Below are 23,548 nucleotides of genomic sequence, written 5' to 3'. Positions count from 1 at the left end.
GAATCAGAGACTTAGGTCAGAAACTGAAAGCAGAGATTCAATAATCGATGGGGCCGTCAGGGATGCTGTTCGATGTTCACGGTGAGGGCACTTGAGGAGCCGGTGATGGCGAGGCCGACGAGGGTGGTGGGAATCCCGGGAATGGATGCGGGGATGAAAGAAAGGGAGCCGTCCAAAGTTGAAGTGGCGGTTGAGGTTTGGCTAGCAAGCAGCTGTGCCTGGGCGCATCGGCCGTGTCCGAAGCAGGGAGGCGCCCAGGCGTAGAGTGCCTGGTAAAGGGTGACGCTGCCGGCGGCCATGGGATTGCCATTCATGTCGCGGACGCTAAGGGTGATCTGGTTGGGAATGGCGGAGGCGAGCAGGGACTGAGCCGTCCCAGAGACGGGTTCGACGTAGGCGAATTCGGGGCGCGCACCGAGAGCGGTGAAGCTGACGCACTGGGTAGTACCGTTGAGGCAGGCGGACGAGGTGGTTTGCTGGCCTTTGGTGAGCGGGCCGACGGTGAGGGCTTTGGCAGCGATACCGCTGGGGCCCGTTGTAGCGGTGGATGGGCCTTGTGTACGGATCGCGGATGTGGTCTGCCAAGCGACGGTCTGGCCGGGAGCGGGTGTGCCGTTGTTGAGCGCGAGAGCCTGGGCCGTCCAGTCAACGGTGGCGCCCGCGGCGACGGAGAGCATGGGAGTGAGCGCGGCGAGGGTGGGCGGTGTTCCGCCGGTGAAGTGCGCCTGGAGGGATGCGCCGTTGGTGAGGGATGCAATGACGACGGAAGAGCCGGCAGAGGGAGCGGTGATGTTCATGGCGGCGATGCCATCGCCGGTCGAGACGACGGAGCAGGTGGTGGAGCCGCAACCAAGGGAGGCGTTGCCGCTGGCAACGGTGTAGGTGACGGTGACGCCGCCAGCGGGAGCGAGGGCGGGCGAAAGCGCGGTGACGGTGAACGGGATGGGAACTCCGATGGGGACTGTGCCGGATGGAGCGTTGTTGAGGGTGAGAGAGTCTCCGCTGCCGGAGTCGTAGCTGATGCCGCCGGAGATAAGGGCCGCAGCGTTGAACATCGGGAGATCGTCGACTTCGATTTCGACGGAACCCGTAACGTTGGCAGGGGCGGGGGGTGCGATGGCGGTGATTTCGGTGGGCGAGATGCTGGTGATGGTGGCTTTCTGGCCGGCGATGCGAACCGTATCGGTGGGGCGGAAGCCCATGCCGTGGATGACGATGGGGCCTCCACTGAGGGGGAGGCGAGCAGGTTGGATGGAGTCGGCGTAGAGAACCCAGCCGTTGTAGGTGTAGTCGGGGCGGCCATCGCCGCGGAGGTCTGCAATGCCGAGACGGACGATCTCATCGGCGGATGGAGTGACCATGAGCCAGGTTGCGCCTGTCGCGTAGGCGTTGAGCGGAGGGGCCCATCCCGAAGAGGGCGCAGAGATGGGGTTCATGCCTTCCCAGATTCCGATGACGGGGAGGGCCTTTGTTCCGGTTGGTGCGCCGGATTCGTTGAGGGCCTGGGTGACAACGGTGAAGGTGTGACCGGAGCGGACGGGGAAGGCGAACCAGTCGGTCTGTCCGACTTGCCCGAGGCGGCCGGTCCATAAGCCGCTGGGCGGCAGGCTGCGCGGGGCGTCGGGGGTTGCGATGGCGTCCTGGAGGTTGCCGGATGCGGAGTCGGCGACGGTGACGGTGAGATTTTGTGAAGAGCCGGCGGCGAGATTGGGAAGCGTGAGGACGGGCATGGTTCCGGAGGGAGCGGGCGAGCCATCGACGTAGGGGCCCACGGATTCGGACAGCATCAAGAGCGGGTTGATGGGCTCGAAGGAGACCTGATAGGTGGCAGAGGTGAGCCCCGGTGGAAGGGGAATTCCACTGATGTCGAATGAGCCCTGCAGGGCCGGATCGTTTGAGCCCCAGTTCGAGAGCGGATCGTCGTTGTCGTCGAGCCAGCCTGTAACGGGGTTGCCGCGCTTGCCGCTGAAGGCCGCGCCGGAGACAGCGGTGACTGTGTACTCGTAGAGCGGATTGCCATTCGCGTCGAGAGGGCGAGCGAGGACGTTGACGCCCTGCATGCCTGCGCCGGTGCGGAAGGCGATGGCGCCGCGTATGGAGATGGTACTGGCGGCGGTGATCTGCTTCTCTGGGAATTGAGGGAGATTTGCCGCGGTAACCGGGTAGAGGCGATTGAGTGCTGCCATGTCGTCGTAGTGCAGATGACTGGGGTCTGGGATGCAGGTGCCGCCGGACGCTCCGCAAACTCCGCTGAGCGGATCCATGATGGGCCAGGCGAACCTGGCGTTGGGTTTGTTGCTGTCGGCGGTGAGGTGATTGACCTGCGCGTAGTCGAGGCCGAGGATGCGGCCGAAGGCGCGCGCAAGTTCGTACTGCATCATGGCGACGAGGTTGGGACTGGTGGCGCAGAGGCCGTTGAGGAGGATAACGGCATGCGCGATGGTGGCGTTGGTGCGGATGTTGTCGAGCCAGGCGTAGACGCCGTTGTTCTGGCAACTCGTGGGATCAGAAGATCCGGCGCCGAAGAGTGTGTTGATGACGGAACCGTCAAGGTCGTAAATGACGGCGAGCGGGTAATTGGTGGCGGCGGGAGTGACGTCGGAGGGAGAGGCCAATGTCCGTTTTCCAAACGCCAGACTGCCCGGGATGACGTTGGTGCTGCTCACGTCCTCAGAGAGCGGGCCAGCGTTGTTGAGAAACACGGCAGCAGTTGGGACGGAACTCCAGAGAGCAGCTGCGGAGTCGACCATGGCGGCGGCCTGCTGATTGGAGATTTGAGCGTTGAGCGGCCCCTGGTCGACGTAGTAGTTGATGACACCGCTGGACCAGCGGAGGGGCTGCCCGACCACGGCGGGATCAAAGTAGGAGGTTCCGGCGACCCACTTCGGTCCGCCAGCTACGGACGCGGCTGGATAGAGCACGATGAGCAGTGTAAGGATGATGGACGAGAGGCGCACGGAAGTCTCCGTGCAGGAGTGAGCATCTGCGCTTCCCTGGGCCAGGGCGAAGATTAGAAGCTTCTCATCTTCGAGTTGGTGAATTAAAGCTCAAGGGCACTCTCGTAACTCCACTTAAGCGGTAACTCATTACCTTGGTTCATTTCAAAGTTACTTTCCTCGCTACAATGAATCCTGCAAACAAGCTGAGCAATTGAAGGAACTTAGGCAGTTTTGAGGGAGATCCTCGGGTCCCAAAGGGGAGGGCACCATTAGCACGCGACTTAGATTGGGAGATTTGCTCATCCGGGCGAAGCTCGTTACCGAGCAGGATGTGCAGAAGGCACTGCAGAGGCTGTCGTTGTGTGGGGGCCGGCTTGGGGAGAACCTCGTTGCCATAGGGGCTATCACGAATGAGCAGCTGGAGAAGTTCCTGCACCGGACGCCAAGGGAGCCGGAGAACATTCCGGCCACAGGCCTGGATGAAGTGGATCTGCTTTCGCTGCTGCTGAAGTTGATGTATGTGAATCGTCTGCAGACGGTGAGACAGTTTGCCGATGCGATCAAGCTGCCCTACAACATCGTGCTTGAGCTCACGCGCATGGCGGTGGATCGGCTCTACCTGCAGAACCTGGGTGCGCGGCAAGGCGACAGCCTGATCGACATGGTGTACCAGTTCACGGATGAAGGCCGGCGGTACGTGATCGATGCGATGAACCGGCTGCACTATGTTGGTCCGGCGCCGGTGACTCTGGAGGAGTTCAACCAGCAGGTCAACATGCAGAAGCTGACCAATGAGCTGGTCACGCCGGAGAAGATCAAGGCCGCGACGACGGGACTGGCGTTTGACGAGCGGATCATTGAGCAGGCGGGGCCGGCATTGAACTCGGGACGCGCGATGCTGCTGTATGGGCCTCCCGGAAACGGAAAGACCACCGTGGCGCAACGGTTCGCTTCGGTGTTCAGCGATGTGATTTATGTGCCGTACGCGGTGATGGTTGAAGGACAGATTATCCGCGTGCACGACCCGAGTATTCACCTGCCGCTGGAAAGCGCGGAGATTGAAGATGAGAACACGTTCAGCGTAGTGAGGACGCAGACCTACGATGCACGATGGGTCCCGTGCCAAAGGCCGTTCGTGATTACAGGCGGCGAACTAACGCTGGAGATGCTGGATCTGCGGTACGACCCAACGGGGCACTACTATGAGGCTCCGCTGCACATGAAGGCGCTGGGCGGTACGTTTTTGATTGACGACTTTGGGCGGCAGATTGTGAGTCCGACGAACCTGCTGAACCGGTGGATCGTGCCGCTGGAAGGGAAAGTCGATTATCTGAAGCTGCACACAGGCAAGACGTTTTCGATTCCGTTTGAAGAACTGGTTATCTTCTCAACGAACCTGGAGCCAGAGGATCTGATGGATCCGGCGTTCCTGCGACGGTTGCCGTACAAGATTGAGGTAGGGCCGCCATCGGTTCTGCACTACGCGAGGATCTTCGAAGGCGAGTGCCAGAAGCAGAAGATCGAGATGTCGGAAGAAATATTCGACATCATTGTTCACAAGATCACGGTGGAGAAACAGCTGGAACTAGCTGCGTACCATCCGCGGTTTATTGTGGACCAGGTAATGTCGACGTGCCGGTTTATGAGGGAGCCTCCCCACTTTGAGCCGCGGTTCATCGACTACGCGATTGATAATCTGCGGGTGAAGCAGAGCACGTCGAAGAAGGTGACGCAGGCAAGAGTGTAGCGCGCCTTCGGCGCGCAGGGGACAAGGTTGCAAGGGAACGCGGACTAGAATTAAGGGCTGAAGGAACAGGGAATCCGCTTGGATTCCCTGTTCTTTTTTGCTGCTAGAGCTCCGGGTAGATGTCGAAGAAAGCGTCGAGGCTCTGCTGGAGCTGAGCTTCGATCTGTTTGCGGGAGCCTTCGAGCACGTGCATGGTGACGTGCGCTTCGTTGCCGTTGGCGAGCTTGATGGTGGCGTCGTTGATTTCTTTTACCTCGCCTTCGGGGAGGAGGCGCATTCCGTAGACAAGAGTCAGATTTGCCATGAAGAACATCTTAAAAGCAGGGAGTAGGGAATAGGTAACTGAGGGGAACAAGGTGACAAGGGGACGATAGTCACGGGGGCGACGCGAGCTGCTGATCTCCTGCAAAGTTCAAGGTCTGTGGGAAACAGGTTCGACTTGCTCCCTTGTCCCCTCGGTCCCTCGGCCCCTGTCTTCTACAATCTATTGGGAAACTCATGGCAGAGACACGTGACACGGTGATTCTTGGTTCCGGCTGCGCCGGATTGACTGCGGCCATCTACAGCGCACGCGCAAACCTCAAACCGCTGGTGCTGGAAGGGCATGAGCCCGGAGGGCAGCTCTCGATTACTTCTCTTGTGGAGAACTTTCCGGGGTGGCCAGAGGGGATTCAGGGGCCGGAGCTGATCGACAACATGAAGCGGCAGGCGACGCGCTTTGGAGCGGAGTTCCAGCTGGCGCACCTGGAGAAGGTGGAGCTTGGCGCGCATCCGTTCCGGTTGCATACTTCGGCGGGCGAGGTCCATACGCGGACGCTGATTATTGCGTCGGGCGCGAGCGCGCGATGGCTGGGGCTGCCGAGCGAGCAGGCGCTGATCGGGCATGGCGTTTCGAGCTGTGCGACGTGTGACGGGTTCTTCTTCCGCGGCAAGGAAGTGGGCGTGGTGGGCGGCGGCGACTCGGCGATGGAAGAGGCGCTCTTTCTGACACGATTTGCGAGCAAAGTGACGCTGCTGCACCGGCGGCCTACGTTCCGCGCTTCGAAGATCATGCTGGAGCGGGCCATGGCGCACCCGAACATCGAGTTCCGCACGAACTGCGTGATCGATGAGGTGCTCGGCGTTGAAGAGAAGGAAGTGAAGGGCATCAAGCTGCGTGATGTTGTGACCGGGATGACGGAGGATCTGCGCCTTGACGGGCTCTTCCTCGGAATTGGACACGAGCCGAACGCAAAGGCGTTTGCGGGGCAGATCGATCTCGACGATGACGGGTACGTGCTGACGCGGGAGAACATCCTGACGACGCGGAAGGGCCTTGTGATTCCGGGCGTGTATGCGTGCGGCGATGTGCAAGACCGGAAGTACCGGCAGGCAATTACGGCGGCGGGCACGGGATGCATGGCGGCGCTGGAGGCGGAGAAGTATCTGGAGGAACACGGGCGCTGATGTTCCCAGACGATGAGAACGGCGATGTGCTCCGGCGCATGGTCTCAGACGGCGACGATCTGAGTAAGCCGCGGGATATCGACTTCGTCGTGGTGTTTAGTCAAGAGGCTGCAGCAAGCTTATTTGCAGACCAGATTCGGCAAATGGGTCACCAGGTCACCGTCGATCGTACTGACACTGCAGAGGGATTCCCTTGGGATGCTCGAGTCGTTCGATACATGGTGCCAGAACATGGAGCGATCAGTCATTTTGAGAGCCAGCTGGCAGAACTTGCTGCGCACCATGGTGGGCGCAATGACGGATGGGGCTGCTTCTCTGTTCCAGTGGTCCCTGATGAAGACTGAATTCATCTCGCACTGCTTGTTTCCGAACACATTCGGGTCGCCGTGGAAGACTTAAAAGCAAACCTGGGACGAGTCGAGCAAGCGATCGCTGACGCGTGCCGGGCTGCGGGGCGGCGGCGCGAAGATGTCGAGCTGATGGCGGTGTCGAAGACGTATCCGGCGGAAACAATCGCGGGGGCTGCGAGGCTTGGCTTGACGCTGTTTGGAGAGAACCGGGTGCAGGAGTTTGCATCGAAGGCTCCTGCGCTGGAGGATTTGCGATTGAGCGGAGATCATCCCATCCGAATTCATCTGATCGGGCATCTGCAGTCGAACAAGGCGTCGAAGGCGGCGGAGGTTTTCGACGCTGTCGATTCGCTGGATTCATTGCGCCTGGCGCGCCGACTGGATGAGGCAGCACGGAAGCTGGGCAAATGCCTGCCGATGCTGATCGAGGTGAAGCTGAGTCCCGAGGAGACGAAGGAGGGGCTCGAGCCCGGGTCGCGTGAAGCGGCGGAGCTGCTGGAGAGTCTGGCCGATCTCAGAAATCTGGAGATGCAGGGGCTGATGACGATTGCGCCGTGGGGTGCGGAAGAGGCCGTGACCCGGGCTTGCTTCCGCAGTTTGCGCGAGTGGCAGGATCGGTGGGCGTCGCAGTATCCGAGGCTGAAGTTCGATGTGCTGTCGATGGGGATGAGCGGGGATTTTCCGCTGGCGATTGCGGAGGGTGCGACGCGAATTCGTGTGGGGACGGCGCTGTTTGGGAAGCGCCAACCTTACTCGGGGCCGCAGTGATGGTGCGCGAGGCGCCGGGCGGAGTGACGCTTGCGGTGCGGGCGCAGCCAGGTGCGAAGAAGACTGCGATCGTCGGAGTCTACGGCGAGGGAGATGCGGCGCAGTTGAAGGTGGCGGTGAAGGCTCCTCCGGTAGAGGGCCGGGCCAATGAGGCGCTGACCGTGTTTCTGGCCGAGACGTTTGGAATTCCGAAGAGAGCAGTAGAGCTGGCGAGCGGGGAGACTTCGCGAAGCAAGGTGTTCCTGCTTCGGGGTGTCTCGCTGGGGGAAGCTCGCAAGAGGCTCGATCAGATCGCGTCCGTTTAGAGAACGCCTGCTCATCGCCTTCCTTCCCTCTAAGTCCTCAGTCCAGGTCGAGATCGAGGCAGCGGCCCTGTTCGGATTCTTGTGTCGATGTGGATGATGCATCGTCTTCATTTTTCTGCTGAACGCCGACGCCGTGTTCATAGACGAGGTTTCCGCCCAGGTGAGCGGAGAGGGCGACGAGTGTGTATGCAGCTGCGGCGAGGGCGCGCCCACCTGCGCGGTTTTTGTCGCGGTGTCGCGCGAAGCAGGAAGAGGCGAAGAGAACGGTTGCGCCGATGTTGAGCAGGGCGTGAACGGTGCCGATACGGCGCGGCGCGGGTTCGCGGATTTCGGACCAGTCCGCGATTCCGGCTACGGCGGAAAGGGCGGCTCCGGCGAGGCCGAGGTAGAGGGTGGCGTCGGCTGCAAAGTCGAGCTCGCTGCGGCCGGTGAGGGCGGCAGCGGAGTCGAAGGCAACGGTCGCCGTCCATGCGCCGATGGGCACGTCGGTGACGGCGGCGTGAAGCGGCTCGTGCATCCACTCGCCATGAAGCAAGGACTTGATGTTGTCGCCCACTTCTCCCATGGATTCGAATGCGGAGTGAATCGCGCCCTGGACGGCTGTCTCGAATTCGGGCTTGATCCAGCTTTGCTGTTCGGCGGCTCTGGCTATGGGGTCGACGCTGGTCGTCTGATGGGCAGGCATGCCGGCTCCTGTGAGTTTGATGGCGCGCCCCCGGATAGGAGACGCGTGGGCTTGGATGCGCGCGGGGAGTGCGTCGTGGCCCGGAGGGGAGCGACGAGGATGGTTCAGATGAGTTCGGCGGGGAGAATCCAGGATGCTGAGAGAACGGTGTGTTCATTGAAACGGTCGTGCGGGCAACTTGGGAGCAGTCGCGCTCTTTTCGGGAAAACAAAGAGCGACTAAGTTTCCCAGTTTGTTGTATTTGTGACCACAGTCACAGGGCGGGGTGAAAGTGGTCACTGCCCATGCAGCGATGCAGGCAGAGACTCAGTAACCATCGGGAGCCAACAGTTTGCGAGCGGGCTGACGCGCCGCGCGCGATGCTCAAACCCGTCTGTGCCGCTCAAGAACTTGCGCCAGGGGAAGATGTGATGAGTTTCGCTACCGGATTAAGAACGATTGTGGTGGCCACCGGGCTGGACGGACGCTCGGATGGCGCGCTTGAGTATGCACGAAAACTGGCGACGGCTTACAACGCACGGGTGGTGCTGGCCCACGGAGTGGATCCGCTTGATTATGCGCAGGTGTCGGGAGTGCCGGGCAAGATTCTGAGCGGGCTGACGGAGCAGACGCGTGCTGCTCTGGACGCGATGGCAGCAGAGCTGATCAGGGAGGGAATTCACAGTCACTCTGAGATCAGGCAGGGTGAAGTGGCGCAGATGCTGGGGGACGTGGCCGCGCAATATCAGGCTGGCCTGATCGTAATCGGGACCGAGGGGAAAGAGGGTGCAGGTCCCGTATTGGTTGGTTCGATCGCAGAGCAGGTGGTGCGGCGAGCTCAGTGCGCGGTGCTGGCTGTAGCGGCGGACTATAACGCCGGCGCATACAGGCCGGTGCCCGGCGGACCGGTGATGCTGGCGATGGAACGCAACGAGGCGGCGACCGAGGCGGTTGCAACCGCAGCTTCGCTGGCGGAGACTTTTCACAGAACTCTGCTGGTGGTGCACGCGCGCCGGCCTGAAGAAGCTGTGGCGTTTTTGAATCCAACGGCGACAACGCTGGAGCAGTACGGTATCGGAAGCGGAAGCCATTTCCCGGTGCGATATCTGGTAAAGGACGGCAAGCCCAGCGATGCACTAGTGGAGGCGATCGCGCAGCACCATCCGAGCGTGCTGGTGATCGGCGTGAAGCGGACGAGCGATACTGCGGGGCCGCATGGAACGGCGTTCACCATTCTGGCGCGATCGCGCGTGCCCGTTCTTTGCGTGCCACCGGAACTGACTGCAGCGGGGCACGAACGCGACACGGCGGCGCACGTTCCTGCGCTTTGACGACATGAGGCCGGGCTCTGCAGCGTGCGAGAGTTCACGGAGACTCCGAACATTCAACGAGAGGCCGCATTGAACAAGAGGGAAGCAAGTCGGAGTAGATGATCGCGACAGAGATTGAGGGTGGGACGTGAATACTGCAGCCGACTACGGACGCAACTGGAACGTGCATCGCAATGAGGCGAGAGGAGCCAGGATTATGCAAGCGGAGTGGCGGACGGAAGGTTTCTCAGATAGGTGCGACAGCGCGGCTGCGCGGCCCATCGCCGAACTGTTGGCATGCCCGCCGGCGATCGGGAACCTGTTGAATGCTGCGGCGGAGTGTATTCAGTTTGTCGTCGGCGATGTGATCTTCCATCAGAACGACCTTTGCCAGGGTTTGTATGTTGTGGTTGCGGGACAGTTGCAGCGGAAGGCAGCGCGTCTCGACTCGCGATTAACGCTTGGAACGGTGCGAGCCGGCGAGATCGTTGAACTCGCCGCAATGTTAGGTGATGTGCGTCACACATATACGCTTGTCGCACAGACGAATGGGACGATTATGCGGTTGCCGAAGGAATCGCTGCGCCGAGCTTTTCATCAATATGCGCCTCTTCGGATGCAGCTTCTCGAGGAGTTAGCGCGCGAAGTATCAAGGGCATACGCTCTGTGCTGCGCGACGAGGCTTGCTGGAATCAGGCGGAGAAACCCGGGCAATGCGGTCGCTTGAGATCGCGAATGTGCCAATTGTGCAGTGTCGCAGATCACATCTGTTTCCTGTGAAGAAAGGCTTTTCAGGCTTGTATTCAACGTTTTAGAACTTTGAGTTGCGCTATACTTTGTACAAACCTCGGGACAAGTATGGCTGGCTTGCACTCACATCACCCTCCGGAAGATTGTCTCAACTGTGAACACCGCCATCTGCGGATGTTTTGCAATCTCACACCGGAAGCCCTGCAGGATTTCGACAATATCGGAATCATGATGAGCCATGCACGTGGCGCAAAACTTTTCACAGAAGGCGACGCAGCACGCAACGTGTTTGTGATTTGCTTTGGGCAGGTGAAGATCTCGTCGACGTCACGAGATGGGAAGACGATGATCCTGAAGATCGCCGGCCCTGGCGACGTGATGGGTTTGAGCGCGGTGCTCGCGAATGTGCCGCATGAGGTGACGGCGGAGGCGATTGAGCCTTGCCAGGTGAAAACGATTCGCAAACAGGAGTTCATTGATTTCCTGGGGCGGCACGGGATCGCGAGCATGCATGCGGCTCAGTCGCTTTCCGGGGAATATTTAACGGTCTTCCATGATGCGAAGCGACTGGCGCTGTCAGGGTCGGCGGCGGGTCGGCTGGCGCGGCTGCTGCTGGACTGGGGACGCGCGGCGTCGAATGGCAAGCCGGAAATTCGCTTTACGATGGCGCTGACGCATGAAGAGATTGCGAACATGGCGGGTACTTCGCGCGAGACGGTTACGCGGCTGCTGAATCAGTTCCGGCGCGATCAGTGGATCGTGATCAAGGGCGCGAGTTTGACGATTGCGAAGCCGGACCAGTTGGAGAGATTGACGGCTTAAAGTTTTCCAGGGGGATGTGCGAAGGGCTGCGGCGATGGCTGCGGCCTTTTTGTTTGGCTAAAGGATGACCGATCGCACTTTGCCCCGACGGTCCATGCCTGAATACCAAAACACGAGTGAATGACTTATTCAGATATGCGCGGCCGGGCGTTCTTCTGAAGCCATTCAAAAAGCGCCGACTCGGTGAGCTTTCCGGAGGCAAGGCTCATGAAGGTCTCGTACCAAGCGGGTTGGCTAGGCTGGGTCTGATTGTTACTGGGTTTGGCGCGGAGTCTAGTTGCCAGTCCCCAAATGCGAGGGAGCCTTCGGCAAAACTCAGGGCTGGCTTGGGGCACCCAATCGTTTGCGCGATTGTTTACGCATGCGCAAACCGGATCGGGTATGTTCGTTAGAAACTTGCTGCTGCAAGGAGAGAGGTCATATGTACAAAGCGAAAGCATACGCGGCGCCCGGAGCTACGTCGCCGCTGGCGGCAACCACGATTGAACGGCGCGATCCGAAAGAGACGGACGTGCAGATTGAGATTCTGTTTTGCGGGATCTGCCACTCGGATGTGCACCAGGCGCGGAATGAATGGAGCGGCGTAATGCCGACGGTGTACCCCTGCGTGCCGGGACACGAAATTGTGGGACGCGTGACGAAGGTTGGGTCGGCGGTGAAGAAGTTCAAGCCGGGCGATCTGGCGGCCGTGGGATGCATGGTGGATTCTGACAGGACGTGTCCCGAGTGCAAGGCGGGGCTGGAGCAATTCTGTCCCAACTTTGTGCTGACGTATAACTTTCCAGATAAGGATACGGGGAAGGTGACGTATGGCGGGTATTCAGACAGCATCGTGGTAGATGAGCATTTTGTGTTGCGCGTGCCGGAGAATTTGAATCTTGCAGGAGCGGCGCCGCTGCTGTGTGCGGGGATTACGACCTACTCGCCGATGAAGCACTGGCGTGTAGGAAAGGGCAAGAAGGTTGGGGTGGTCGGGCTGGGCGGCCTGGGACACATGGGTGTGAAGTTTGCGCATGCGCTGGGCGCGCACACAGTGGTGTTCACGACTTCGCCGAACAAGAAGGACGATGCGCTGAAGCTGGGTGCCGATGAGGTTGTAATGTCGAAGGACGCCAACGAGATGAACAAGCACGCGGGCAGCTTCGATTTCATTCTGGATGCGGTGGCGGCAGAGCACGACCTGAATGCGTACATCAATCTTCTTGCGCGGGACGGGAATCTCACCATGGTGGGCGCGCCGGAGAAGCCGCTGCCAGTTGCGGTGTTCGGACTGCTTTTCCGGCGGCGGAGTTTCTCGGGATCGCTGATCGGCGGGATTGCCGAAACGCAGGAGATGCTGGATTTTTGCGGGGAGCACAACATCACGAGCGATGTCGAGGTGATCCCGATTCAAAAGGTGAACGAGGCGTACGACCGCGTGGTGAAGTCGGATGTGAAGTATCGGTTCTCGATCGACATGGCGTCGTTGAAGGCGGAGTAATCGAAGGGCCGATACAACCGGCTCCGGCAGGGTGTATCGGTCTTGCTTTTCGCGGTCGAACGGTCACGGCCCGGTTGCCGCGATATGCTGATCCAACCCGGTAGAGTGCTATCCGGGGCTGGGTTCTTCTATGACAGCATTGAAGGATTGGGAAAGTTTCTACGTAATCGTTGGTTCATCGGCCGGCGCGCTGATCGGAATCCAGTTCGTCGTAGTCACCCTGATCGCGGGCATGCCCAACGTGCAGCGACAGACAGAGACGAGTAACGCATTCGTCGCTCCGACAATCGTGCACTTTGTCATCGCATTGGCAATCTCCGGTTTACTCAGCGCGCCCTGGCCGGGGTTGATGCCCCTTGCGCTGTTACTGGTCGGCACCGGATCAGCGGGACTGTTTTACGAACTCATCGTGGTGCGTCGAATGAGCAAGCAGAGCGATTATAGGCCTCAACTCGAGGACTGGATCTTCCATGCATTGATCCCGCTTCTGTCGTACGGAGCGCTTGTTGTCTCCGCCTGCATGATTTCCGTCCATACGCCAGGCTCGCTGTTTGGAGTAGCTGGAGCAGTCTTGGGTCTGCTGTTTGCAGGGATTCACAATGCATGGGATACGGTCTGCTACCTCGTGTTCACAAAAAAGGAAACGCATCACGATGCTTGAAGCGCAGTGCGCTGCGCGGCGGTTTGGAGGATTGGGATGGAGATCAAGCGGGCGGGGTCGCAGGCGTCGGGCAGCGGGCCGGCGGAGTGGTTCACGGGAACGGTGCGGATCGATCCGCTGTTCACCGCGCCCGATCCGGCGATGGTGGCGGGCGCGCTGGTGACGTTTGAGCCGGGAGCGCGGACGGCGTGGCACACGCATCCACTGGGGCAGACGTTGATTGTGATGTCAGGGTGCGGACGTGCGCAGAGGCTGGGCGGTCCGATCGAGGAGATTCGGCCGGGAGATGTGGTGTGGTTTGCTCCCGGCGAGAAACACTGGCATGGCGCGGGGCCAGCGACGGCTATGAGCCACATTGCGATTCAGGAGAAACTGGAAGGGAAGTATGTGGAGTGGATGGAGCATGTCAGCGAGGAACAGTACGGAGAGGCAGTGGACGAGGGGACAAGGTGACGAGTTGACTGGGACAAGGTGACTGGGTGACTTCGTCACGGAGGGCTGTGGGTCGGGTCTGATAGCGTTGCGGTGTGCAGGCGATCATCGATTTTATTCGCGAAGTGGACAGGCTGAAGAGCGTCGAGCGGAAGACGAAGCCGTTAGGACTCGAGCGGTATGAGAATTCTGCCGAGCATAGCTGGCAACTTGCGGTGATGGTGCTGTCGTTGTCGCGGTTTTCTGCGGTGCCGATCGATGAGCTGCGGACGATCAAGATGCTGTTGCTGCATGATATCGGCGAGATCGACACGGGCGACACGATTGTCTACGCGACTGCGATTCGCGAAGAGAAGAAGGGCGAGGAGCGGGCCGCGGTGGAGCGGATCTGCGGGATGCTTCCGGAGGAAGTGGGCGCGGAGTTCCTAGGGCTGTGGCTGGAGTTTGAGGCAGGCGAGACGGCGGAAGCAAAGTTTGCGCACGCGATGGACCGGACGATTCCGATCATTTTGAATCTGGCGAACAACGGGCAGAGCTGGCGGGAGAACGGGATCCGTTACGAGCAGGTGATCCAGCGGAACGGGCCGGCGGCAGAGGCGGGGTGTCCGGCGCTGTGGGCTTATCTGAAAGAGAAGCTGGATGAGGCGCAGAGAGTTGGGTGGTTTGGGAATAATTGAGTAGTGAGACTTCTCGTATCCCACCCTAAAGCGCCAAAGGCGGCGGTTAAGGATGGGGTACCCGGTCACCCCGGTCCCGAAAAGCGAGGGGGCACCCGGCTTGGCGGATTCCCCGCCTCCCAGGTCTCAAAAGCGAGACCTGGGGCACCCGGCGTGTCGAAGTAATTTGAGCAATCACATACTAATCGCGTCGTGCACCTGGGGAAGCGGGACGGACTGCTCTTCGATGTCGCGGAGGGTCATGACGGGGCAGCGGGCGTGGGCGAGCACGCGGTAGACCGTGCGGTCATGCGTGAGATTGTGCATGATGGAGTGCGTGGCTGACCCGAGAACGATAAGACCCGCGTTGAGCTCAACTGAGGCGGCGAGGATCTCGATGGCGGGATGACCGTGCGCGATTCGAGTCTCGACTTTCGTGCAGCAGAGATCGTTGGCGCCGGTTTCAGCGGCCAGGATCTGCAACTCACGCGTGGCGGTAGAGTCGAGTGCTGTGGGCAGATGTTCGCGCTTCATCTCGTCGACGGGCGGCAGAACGTGCATCAGGACAAGGCGGGCCTGGTGAGCTGCCGCAATTTCACAGGCAAGCGCTGCGCTCGGGCTTGAGGTCTCTCTTAGCGTGGTGGCGTGCAGCACGACTCGCTGGGAGCCGGTACCGCTGACCGCCTCGAGATGAGCCTCGGGTCCTACGGTAATGACCGGTAGGTTTACCGAGCGCAGCACTTGTTCTGCTACAGAGCCGAGGAGCAACTTGCTTACCTTGCTCCGGCTCCGAGTTCCGAGGAGGATACGATCCGCTTTGAACTGGCGGGCTGCGGCGATGATCTGTTGTGCGGGATAACCTTCGCGGACGATGGCATCGCAGGGAATCTCCTGGGTGCGGGCAAGTGTCCGCCAGGGCTCTAGGGTCTTGATGGCGAAGTCGATTGCGGCTGCCGGATCGTAGTAGGGCATGCCGACCGGATCGGCGGCGATTCCGGCTCCGGCTCCCAAGACATGCAGGAGGATGATTCTCGCATCGGACTGATGCGCCTGCTGAAGCGCAAAGGGCATCAGCCGATCCAGGTCGCCGAGGTCAGTCGCGACGAGGATGATGGAGGGACGGGCCCAGCGGCTTGGTCCCGGATCCGGCATGACAGCCACCTCTACGCGAAGAGGTTCGCACCACTGGAGGCCACGGGATGTGCTGCGGAGCACGGGAATTTGTGAGATAGATCACAAAATGAGCGATCATTTCCTATTGTTTACTCGTAGCGCAGAGCCTCGAGTGGATCAACCTTGCGGGCGCGACGTACCGGGACCCAGCACGCGAGCAGACCCACCGCAACGAACAGGAGCCCTACCGAGGCCAAGGTCACGGGATCACCAGGCTGGACTTCGAAGAGAAAAGACCTGAGCACCCTTGACAGTCCAAGTGCGAGCACAACGCCGACGATTACACCTCCGGCGATCAGGCGAAATCCTTCGCCGAAGATCAGCTTGCTAATGTCTTTCTGCTGCGCTCCCACGGCGCTGCGGATGGCCAGTTCGCGACGGCGGGAAGCAACGGATAAGGAGAGTACGCCGTAAATGCCGACCAGAGTGAGAACGCTGGCGATAGCTCCAAATCCTGCAAGGAGGTTCATGGCGAAGATTCTCGATGAGAGTGAGTCGTCACGAATCTGCTCGAGGGTTTTCACGTTTTCAATGGCAGCGGTGGGGTCGACGGAACGCAATGCGCGTTCCACGTCCACAACTACTGCGCGAGGGTCGGCTGTTGTTCGAACGACGAGGTGTTTTGAGAACGCCTGCGCTTGCCAGAGCGGAAGATAGACCTCGGGCAAGGCCCTCTGGGTAAGGTCGTCGGTGCGGCCATTTGCGATTTCTCCAACGATTTCGATCCCTGGTTTGTCGCGGTCACCGAACCAGATCCTTCGCCCCACAGCATTGCTTTTCGGGAAGAAGCGCTGCGCGAATGCCTCGTTCACGATGGCGACCTTGGCCGCCTTGTCATCGTCGTTGGAACGAAACTGGCGGCCATCCATCAGCGCCATCCCCATGAGGTTGAAGTAATCGGGGGTGACAGCGCGCAAGGGCAATCCGGGCTTGTCACTCTCTTTCAGGGCAGGAGGTTGCCCTTCGATGTCCATAATTGCAGGCCAGCTGTTTCCAGTGAGCGGAACGCCCCAAGCGAATGCAGCATTCTGCACGCCAGGAATCGCTGAGACACGTTCGAGAGCCTGACGATGGAAGCTGTTCCATGTCTCGCGACCTTGCACTTCGGTCACGCTCATCGTGAGGATTTTGCTCATGTTGTATCCGGAGGGCACTTCGGCAATCTTGACCATGGTGCGAATGAGCAAACCAGCGCCGAAAAGCAAAGCAAGCGTGAGCGCGGTCTGGAGCATCGTGACTGCCTGAAGCAGGCGACGTTCTCCGACCGCTGCAGTTCCTTTCGGACTCGCGTTCTTGAGGACTTCCATCGGGTCTAAGCGAAGGGTTCGCAAGGCGGGGAAGGCTCCTGCAAAAAGCGCAGAGAGCAATGCGGCTCCGAGCGCCCATATCAGGACCGTCCAGCCTGCTGTGACTCCATCGAGACGGGGAACGGCGTGGCCTGCAATCAGCGTGAAGAGCTTGACTGCGCCAAAGGCGAGGCCGATCCCGAGCACACCGCCGAGAGCGGCGAGCAAAAGACTCTCGAGCAGAACCTGGCGGATCAGGGCGACGCGGCCCATGCCCATGGCGCTGCGCACCGCATATTCCTGCTGCCGCTGAAGACCGCGTACAAGCAGGAGGGCGGCTGCGTTGCCGCATGCGATGAGGAGCACAAGGCCGGCTGCGCCAAGCAGCGGAAGAAGAATGCGCCGGCCGTCGCGGTTCTGCTCGTCCGTGAGCGATTGAAGCTGTGGACGAAAGCCTTCGAACTTCTTTTCTGTGTGTGCTTCTCGTGCGGCGAGAACGGCGAGTTCCTGCTGGGCCTGGGCTTGAGTGGCGTCGTCGCGCAGGCGGGCGACGACGTTCCAGTCGGGTTCTTTCAGGTTCTTGGGATCTGGTTCGGCAGGGATCCAGAAGTCGACCTTGGCATTGACGTCGTAGTTCGGCTCTTTCGATGCGCCGGGCGATGGAAGAAAGCGAACGTCCGGCTGCATCACTCCGATGACCGTGGGGGAGACCGGCCACCGGCTGATGCGGACGGTCTTGCCGATGACCTGCGGGTCTCCGCCGAACTCGCGGTGCCAGAACTCGTACCCGAGCATGATGGCTTTTGTGGGTCCCAGCTGAAAATCGCCGTCGGCGAAGCCGCGTCCTGCAGCGGGTCGTAGGCCCATCACGCGGAGATAATCTCTCGTTACAACCAGCCCCTGCATGGAGTGGCTGCCGTCGCTGTGAATGAGGAAGTTGAAAGTCCAATCGAAGCCGGCGATTCCTTGCAAGGTTTTCGCTTCTTTGCTCCAGTTCATCCACTGTTCGGCAGGCCAGCCGCGCGGACGCTCCAGGTCTTTTCCATCGGTGCGCACGGTTGGCACAAGCATGAGCTGACCGGGTTTGTGATACGGAGGAGGAGTCAGCAGCACTCGCTGAATCAGGCTGAAAATCGCGGAGGTGGCGCCGATGCCGAGTGCGAGCGTAAGCGCTGCGATGAGGCTAAAGCCGGGCTGCTTGAGCAGCATCCGAGTGGCAAAACGAAATTCCCGCAAAGTGAGCCTCCGATGCCCTGAGCCGATGGAAAAGAATTCGACTAACTACCTGAAATCGCTTACGCCATTGGATAGTGTGATTGCGGGGCCGGTTAGGGAAGAATTTTCTGTTGAGGGCGCAAGCCTTAGTAGAACCGTGTGTGGGGATTATAGGCAGTGGAGACCTAGCCGAAGAGGAACCATGTGCGCTACCGGTCACATTGGGCGGAGGAAAAGGAAACAAATTCCGGCCTGGGCTTGTGGGTTTTGTGCCGATCCTCATTGATTCCTTATTTGATTGCAAACTACAGTTGGGAATGGAATCCCATCTTCCATCTCTCCATCCTTGTAAATTCTCCAAAAAACATAAGGGTTTCGTGCGGGTGATTTAGCGCCGTTTTCTTCGCGGCAGCATTTTTACGCGGCGCACAAAAGGACAACTCATTCGACTTTCTGGAGGTTAAGCGTGATGCTTACTCGGCTTACTCGACGTGTGTCTACCTTGCTGGCAATGGCTATTGCACTGTGCAGCGCGACCGTGGCGCAGCATACGTTTCGAGGCGGAATCAACGGCGTTGTCACGGACCAATCCGGCGCAGTGATCTCCGGAGCAAAGGTGGACGTGACCAACGAGGAGACCAACGTTACGCTTTCCACGCTGTCGAGCTCGGCGGGCGAATATGCGTTTCCTGAGCTGAACATCGGCAAATACGACATTGTGGCCACTGCATCGGGGTTCCAGAGCGTGAAGGTGAAGGGCGTGTCGGTATCGGCGGGCATGATCTTTACGCAGGCGATGAAGCTGACGGTGGCGTCGTCGGCGGAGACCATCGAAGTTTCAGCGGACGCCTACACATTGGATACGACGACCACGACACAGACCACAATCATTGACGCGCAGGCCGTGGACGATGCGCCCTTGAACGGCCGCGATTTCACGCAATTGGCAACACTCACACCGGGGTTTGCCAATTCAGGTGCCGGCGGATACGGGTCGCTGAACGGAACGCGCGCGAACCAGATCAACTGGCAGATCGATGGCGTGGATAACAACGACATCTGGCACAACATTCCGGCAGTGAACCAGGGTGGCGTATCGGGAATCGCCGGTATTATTCTGCCGATTGACTCGGTGGAGCAGTTCTCGATTCAGACGAATGCTTCGGCGGATACGGGGCGGAATCCCGGCGGCACGGCGACGCTCGGACTCAAAGGCGGCACCAATCATCTGCATGGATCGGCGTACTACTACAACAGAAATGAGCTGTTCGGGACGAAGAGCCCGTTCACGCCGACGAAGCAGAAGGTGCGCGACTATAACGCAGGCGGATCCGTGGGCGGCCCGATTCTCAAGGACAAGCTGTTCTACTTTGCGAATTACGAGCAGCAGCGTTTTGTAATTGGTGTTCCGCAGCAGGCGACCGAGCCGACGGGCCTGTGGCAGAGTTATGCGACGGATATCGTCAAGTCGAATGGAGGCACGATCAGTCCAATCTCGAGCGGACTGCTCACGATGCTCTGGCCTTCTTATGCTTTGACCTCTTCTGCGGAGACAAGCATTCCGGTGGTCGGAAATTACGTCAGCCCTGATCCTGAATTCGGATACAGCTACAACGGCGTGGCGAAGGTGGATTACACCATCAACAGCAACAATTCCATCTCTGCGCACTGGTTTGGGGGGCAGGGTAACCAGGTTGCACCGGTAGGCTCGGCGCTGCTGCCTTACTACGAAGTAGCTCCAATTCACGTACAGAACTGGCAGCTGACGTATAACCGGACCTTTAGTCCATCGCTGACGAACCAGGTGGTGGCCGGAGTGAATTACTTCAACCAGATTTTCAACGACGACAAGACAGGCTATGACGTAACCACGCTGGGGTTGATCGACGGCTCGCCTTTCAAAAATGCCCCGAAGCTGCAGATATCGGGGTTCGATTCGACGGGACGTACGCCTCCTGAGGGCCGCAACGATATCACCGGGCAGATTTCAGACAACGTGTCGTGGGTGAAGGGAAAACACCAGGCGCGGTTCGGAATGGAGTTCCGCCGGGTTTCGCTGAACGAGTTCTATCACCGCAACGCGCAGGGCAACTTCAAGTTCAACGGAGCGCGCGGTAACTGGGACCTGAGCAAGTCCGTCCTGGCGGGCTCGATCACGGACGGTGCAGTGAAGGCGAGGCTTCTTGCGCTAGCGGACTTTCTGGCCGGCGACGTGAACACGTCGACAATCACTCTGGGGAATCCGGAGCGGCTCGTATATGTGCATACGTTTGCTGGCTTCGGGCAAGACTCCTATCAGATAACGAAGAGCCTCAACCTTAACTTCGGATTGCGGTGGGACTTTGAGGGTCCTCTGCACGACAGTAAGAAGGACCTGTCGGTGTTCCGGCCGGAACTGGGCGGGATCGTGTTCCAGGGGGACAAGATTTCGTCGGTATACGATCCGAAGTACACGAATTTCAGCCCTCGCGTGGGAATTTCGTACCAAGCGAAACAGCACACCGTGGTTCGCGCAGGCTCCGGCATTTATTACGACACGCCGAATATCAATCCGTTCCTGGATAATCGGCCCGGTAACAATGCACCAAACGGACTGGAGAGCAATCCGGCGGGAGCGAGCCCGGTATTCGCTATCTCGAAGAATCAGTACACATGGCAGCCGGGTGTGGATCCGTTTGGATCGGCCACGGCGCCGACATGCCTTCCGGACAGTCCGTGCGGCGTCTTCTCGGTGCAGAAGAAGTTCCAGCCGTCGTACAACATCAACTACAACTTCCAGATTGAGCAGTCAGTCGGATCGAACGTGATTGCGCAACTTGGTTATGTAGGCAGCGAAGGGCGTCATCTGCTGTCGATCATCGACCTGAATCAGAGCATGCCAAATGGCGAAGGCGTAGATCAGACGAGCCGGCCGTATTACAGCGCGTTCCCTGTCTACGGAAACATCAACGAGATCCAGAGCATTGGAAACTCGAACTACAACTCGCTGCAGGCGACTCTGCGGGCGACGAACTTCCATCACCTTTCGGTGCAGGGCGCTTACACCTGGTCACACGCATTCGATGACGTTACGGCGTACCGCGGTGCGCTCCCGCAGGACAGCACAAACTTCAAGGGTGATTACGGACAGAGCGACTTCGACACCCGTCACACATTTGTGGGCGAAGTGAGCTACGACGTACCCGGGTTCGCGGAACACAAAGCGATCACGGGCGGCTGGCAGTTGAACAGCGTCTGGGCATTCCACACCGGACTGCCGTTCACAGTGCTGACTGATGATCAGACCGATAACACGGGCGAGGGTAACCAGCGCGCAAACCAGGTTCTGGCGAACCCGTATTCCGGATTTAAAAAGCAGAAGGTGGGAGCGGACTGGCTCAATCAGGACGCGTTTGCAGATCCGGCAGACGGGACGTGGGGCACTTCGCGACGGAATGCCTATGCATCTCCGGGATTCGGAGACGTGGACTTCTCAGTCTTCAAGAACACGAAGATCGGGGAACGAGTGAATACGCAGTTCCGGGTGGAGTTCTACAACATTTTCAACCGGACGAACTTCGCTCCGCCGCTGGGCGGCGCGAGCGGCAGCTATAACCCAAACCAGGCGACGATCAGCACGATGCAGTTGTACGACACAATCGGAGACTTCAATGGCGCACCAGGCATTGGGGCGGGCGAGCCGTTCAATACGCAGCTGGCGCTGAAGGTCACCTTCTGACGGAAGTGAGTTGTCGAGTGAAGCCGGCCGCCTTCGGGCGGCCGGTTTTTTTGCTGTACAAGTTGGAGCCGGTCGCGGGTCAGGCGGGAGGGACCTGCGGTGCTTTAGCGAGTTCTTTCTCGGCGAGAATGGAGAGGTCTTTGAGGAAGTGGTGATCTTCGGCGGTGAACGATCTGGGTTTTCTGTCGAAGATGCAGAAGGTGCCGGCTTTGAAGCCATTCACATTGAGAGAGCAGCCGGCGTAGAAGCGGACCTTTGGGTCTCCGACGACGACGGGATTGTCAGAGAAGCGCGGATCTTTGAGGGCATTCTCGACGCAGAGGATGTCGTCGAAGAGGATGGCGTGCGCGCAGAAGGAGATGTCGCGCGAGGTCTGGCAGATGGTGAGCCCCTGGACGGACTTGAACCACTGACGATGCATGTCGATCATGCTGATGGTGACGTAGGGGACGTTGAAGATGCGGCGGGCCAAGCGGGTGAGGCGGTCGAAGCGCTCTTCGCGGGGAGTATCGAGGATGTTGAGGGCGTGAAGAGCGGCGAGGCGGTCGGTTTCGTTGCAGGGGATGGGCGGTGTCTGCATGGCAGCGCTCCGATAGAGCTGGGGATGAACTGCGCCAGGTAAGTGGGAGGATAGCGCAGGTGAGCCATACGTGTCGCCGGATTATGTGAGCGCTGCAGTTGAAATCCTGTGGTAAGCGGATGCCATTTGAAATCTGTTAGGATACGGTCGAATCCAAACAGCTAGAGATCGTAAGGTGTACCAGGGGGTAGCTGTGGTCCGAGATGTGCTGCTTATGGGCGCAATAGTGTTGGGTTCCAATTTCGGGCTCGCTCTGGATGGGCCACCTCCTAATAGTCTGGCCGATGCAGTTGGGAGACAGGGCTTTCTTCTGGACGATTCAACCTTTCCTCTTCTCATGGATGTCGATTTCGTCGTCCAGTTGGACGCCCCGGTTCAAGGTCATCTGCGATTCAGGTGGGAATCCAAAGATCGTTGGTGGACGCGGGTGTCGATGGGTAAATTCGAACAAGTCAAGTTCCAGAACGGAGAACACTCGTACACCGTGCGGAACATTGATTTCACGCCCAAACAGATTGATGATCTTGTCCATCTACTTCACGTGGGTAGCGTGTACGAGAAGCTCGCAGTACGGGAAGAGAAGCATCGAGTAGCAGGCGGATTGCAAATGAGCTGCTTGGATGCACAGAACCCTGATCCAAAGCTCAAGCGCGAACATTTTGAGGTCTGTGTTGATGCAGCCACGCATGATGTCGTGAGTGAGACTCGGAGATTTGAGGGCTACAAGCAAGACGACATCTACCGAACCGAGTTCAGCGACTTCGTTGCTTTTGGAGGACATCGCTATCCACGCAAGTTTGAGTCTTCGAAGAACGGACATCCGCAGATCTCCGCCGTCATAACCGGACTGCAAGAATCGCGTCTTGATCGGCGCTTCTCAATCCCCCGCCGAACGCGATCGAGCGTCGAGTATGCCCAGACATGACGAGACCGAAGATTCTGGATCAGCCAGTCCCACCGCCTGATCACTCTCGGCATGGGAGGGTAGAAACGAACGCTCAGGTGACGGTTAACACCGTTGGCGCGGTCAGCAATGCGGAGATTGTCGGAAGCGTCGGACCCGCACAAAATGCAGCCATTCTAGCGGCGCTCAAAAAGTGGAGATTCGAGCCCGCCAGATGTGGAGCGGAGCCGGTCGTCGCCGATATCTACGTCACGATCGGATACGACAGTCTTTATTGAGATTTTTGCTGGACGCGGCCAGCCGCTTTAAAGCAAACAGAGAAGCCCCGTCGCGAGGACGGGG

Annotated in this window: 22 protein-coding genes; 14 read left to right on the top strand and 8 right to left on the bottom strand. The window is 59.3% G+C overall.

Features of this window, described 5'->3' with window-relative positions:
- Positions 1-56: 56 nt before the first annotated feature.
- The gene (locus tag DHV10_RS05695; RefSeq protein WP_109485288.1) at positions 57-2,957 is read right to left on the bottom strand and encodes an IPT/TIG domain-containing protein; all 2,901 of its coding nucleotides are present in this window, start codon (positions 2,955-2,957) and stop codon (positions 57-59) included.
- Between the two features lie 268 nt (positions 2,958-3,225).
- Between DHV10_RS05695 and DHV10_RS05690 the strand changes: the two genes are divergently transcribed.
- Positions 3,226-4,686 (top strand): cyclic di-GMP-binding domain-containing protein, MshE-related, encoded by a 1,461-nt coding sequence (locus DHV10_RS05690; RefSeq protein WP_162601225.1) that lies wholly within the window; start codon positions 3,226-3,228, stop codon positions 4,684-4,686.
- Positions 4,687-4,789: 103 nt separating this feature from the next.
- Here the strand turns inward: DHV10_RS05690 and DHV10_RS05685 are convergent, their stop codons facing one another.
- A complete protein-coding gene (locus DHV10_RS05685; protein ID WP_109485731.1) occupies positions 4,790-4,990 on the bottom strand; it encodes an allantoinase in 201 nt (66 codons plus the stop codon).
- Between the two features lie 194 nt (positions 4,991-5,184).
- On the opposite strand from DHV10_RS05685, the gene trxB reads away from it, so the two are divergent.
- Genes trxB through DHV10_RS05665 form a run of 4 tightly spaced genes read left to right on the top strand, consistent with a single transcriptional unit; the run spans position 5,185 to position 7,555 of the window.
- On the top strand, positions 5,185-6,132 hold the full coding sequence (gene trxB, locus DHV10_RS05680) for a thioredoxin-disulfide reductase (protein ID WP_109485286.1): 948 nt from the start codon (positions 5,185-5,187) through the stop codon (positions 6,130-6,132).
- Positions 6,132-6,476 (top strand): ribonuclease E inhibitor RraB, encoded by a 345-nt coding sequence (locus DHV10_RS05675; protein ID WP_109485285.1) that lies wholly within the window; start codon positions 6,132-6,134, stop codon positions 6,474-6,476. The genes trxB and DHV10_RS05675 overlap by 1 nt, the downstream gene beginning before the upstream one ends.
- Before the next feature lie 42 nt (positions 6,477-6,518).
- A complete protein-coding gene (locus DHV10_RS05670; protein WP_204101332.1) occupies positions 6,519-7,250 on the top strand; it encodes a YggS family pyridoxal phosphate-dependent enzyme in 732 nt (243 codons plus the stop codon).
- The gene (locus DHV10_RS05665) at positions 7,250-7,555 is read left to right on the top strand and encodes a DUF167 domain-containing protein (protein ID WP_109485283.1); all 306 of its coding nucleotides are present in this window, start codon (positions 7,250-7,252) and stop codon (positions 7,553-7,555) included. The genes DHV10_RS05670 and DHV10_RS05665 overlap by 1 nt, the downstream gene beginning before the upstream one ends.
- A gap of 37 nt (positions 7,556-7,592) precedes the next feature.
- On the opposite strand, the gene DHV10_RS05660 is transcribed toward DHV10_RS05665, so the two are convergent.
- A complete protein-coding gene (locus DHV10_RS05660) occupies positions 7,593-8,240 on the bottom strand; it encodes a DUF2231 domain-containing protein (RefSeq protein ID WP_109485282.1) in 648 nt (215 codons plus the stop codon).
- A 410-nt stretch (positions 8,241-8,650) separates the two neighbouring features.
- Here DHV10_RS05660 and DHV10_RS05655 point away from each other — a divergent pair, with 410 nt between their 5' ends.
- The 7 genes from DHV10_RS05655 to DHV10_RS05625 all read left to right on the top strand — a co-directional run bounded on the left by DHV10_RS05655 (position 8,651) and on the right by DHV10_RS05625 (position 14,351).
- Positions 8,651-9,550 (top strand): universal stress protein, encoded by a 900-nt coding sequence (locus DHV10_RS05655; protein ID WP_162601224.1) that lies wholly within the window; start codon positions 8,651-8,653, stop codon positions 9,548-9,550.
- A 127-nt stretch (positions 9,551-9,677) separates the two neighbouring features.
- On the top strand, positions 9,678-10,256 hold the full coding sequence (locus DHV10_RS05650; protein WP_109485280.1) for a Crp/Fnr family transcriptional regulator: 579 nt from the start codon (positions 9,678-9,680) through the stop codon (positions 10,254-10,256).
- Positions 10,257-10,510: 254 nt separating this feature from the next.
- Positions 10,511-11,101: a Crp/Fnr family transcriptional regulator gene (locus tag DHV10_RS05645; RefSeq protein ID WP_239461299.1), complete on the top strand. Its 591-nt coding sequence runs from the start codon at positions 10,511-10,513 to the stop codon at positions 11,099-11,101.
- 421 nt (positions 11,102-11,522) lie between these two features.
- Positions 11,523-12,581: an NAD(P)-dependent alcohol dehydrogenase gene (locus DHV10_RS05640; protein ID WP_109485278.1), complete on the top strand. Its 1,059-nt coding sequence runs from the start codon at positions 11,523-11,525 to the stop codon at positions 12,579-12,581.
- Between the two features lie 130 nt (positions 12,582-12,711).
- Positions 12,712-13,242, top strand: coding sequence for a hypothetical protein (locus DHV10_RS05635; protein WP_109485277.1), 531 nt, complete (start codon positions 12,712-12,714; stop codon positions 13,240-13,242).
- A gap of 36 nt (positions 13,243-13,278) precedes the next feature.
- The gene (locus DHV10_RS05630) at positions 13,279-13,695 is read left to right on the top strand and encodes a (R)-mandelonitrile lyase (protein ID WP_109485276.1); all 417 of its coding nucleotides are present in this window, start codon (positions 13,279-13,281) and stop codon (positions 13,693-13,695) included.
- Positions 13,696-13,769: 74 nt separating this feature from the next.
- Positions 13,770-14,351, top strand: coding sequence for an HD domain-containing protein (locus DHV10_RS05625; protein ID WP_109485275.1), 582 nt, complete (start codon positions 13,770-13,772; stop codon positions 14,349-14,351).
- Positions 14,352-14,525: 174 nt separating this feature from the next.
- On the opposite strand, the gene DHV10_RS05620 is transcribed toward DHV10_RS05625, so the two are convergent.
- Both DHV10_RS05620 and DHV10_RS05615 read right to left on the bottom strand, forming a co-directional pair.
- Positions 14,526-15,482: a universal stress protein gene (locus DHV10_RS05620; protein WP_109485274.1), complete on the bottom strand. Its 957-nt coding sequence runs from the start codon at positions 15,480-15,482 to the stop codon at positions 14,526-14,528.
- A 110-nt stretch (positions 15,483-15,592) separates the two neighbouring features.
- Positions 15,593-18,025 carry an ABC transporter permease gene (locus DHV10_RS05615; protein WP_239461298.1) on the bottom strand — a complete coding sequence of 811 codons (2,433 nt, stop codon included), beginning with the start codon at positions 18,023-18,025 and terminating at the stop codon, positions 15,593-15,595.
- A gap of 448 nt (positions 18,026-18,473) precedes the next feature.
- Here DHV10_RS05615 and DHV10_RS05610 point away from each other — a divergent pair, with 448 nt between their 5' ends.
- Entirely contained in the window at positions 18,474-21,722 is a 3,249-nt protein-coding gene (locus tag DHV10_RS05610; protein ID WP_109485272.1) for a TonB-dependent receptor, read from the top strand.
- A 79-nt stretch (positions 21,723-21,801) separates the two neighbouring features.
- Here the strand turns inward: DHV10_RS05610 and DHV10_RS05605 are convergent, their stop codons facing one another.
- The 3 genes from DHV10_RS05605 to DHV10_RS26900 form a co-directional block, all read right to left on the bottom strand.
- On the bottom strand, positions 21,802-22,302 hold the full coding sequence (locus DHV10_RS05605; protein WP_109485271.1) for a GAF domain-containing protein: 501 nt from the start codon (positions 22,300-22,302) through the stop codon (positions 21,802-21,804).
- Positions 22,303-22,621: 319 nt separating this feature from the next.
- Positions 22,622-22,834, bottom strand: a complete 213-nt coding sequence (locus tag DHV10_RS26905; protein WP_162601223.1) for a hypothetical protein — start codon at positions 22,832-22,834, stop codon at positions 22,622-22,624.
- Complete coding sequence (locus DHV10_RS26900) at positions 22,835-23,122, bottom strand: hypothetical protein (protein ID WP_162601222.1); 288 nt, start codon at positions 23,120-23,122, stop codon at positions 22,835-22,837.
- A gap of 101 nt (positions 23,123-23,223) precedes the next feature.
- Here DHV10_RS26900 and DHV10_RS05595 point away from each other — a divergent pair, with 101 nt between their 5' ends.
- The gene (locus DHV10_RS05595) at positions 23,224-23,484 is read left to right on the top strand and encodes an energy transducer TonB (RefSeq protein ID WP_109485269.1); all 261 of its coding nucleotides are present in this window, start codon (positions 23,224-23,226) and stop codon (positions 23,482-23,484) included.
- Positions 23,485-23,548 lie beyond the last annotated feature (64 nt).

This window comes from Occallatibacter savannae, from assembly GCF_003131205.1.
GTDB classification, from domain to species: domain Bacteria; phylum Acidobacteriota; class Terriglobia; order Terriglobales; family Acidobacteriaceae; genus Telmatobacter; species Telmatobacter savannae.
Note: the sequence above shows the minus strand (reverse complement) of the source record. Positions and strands in the feature narration are given on the sequence as shown.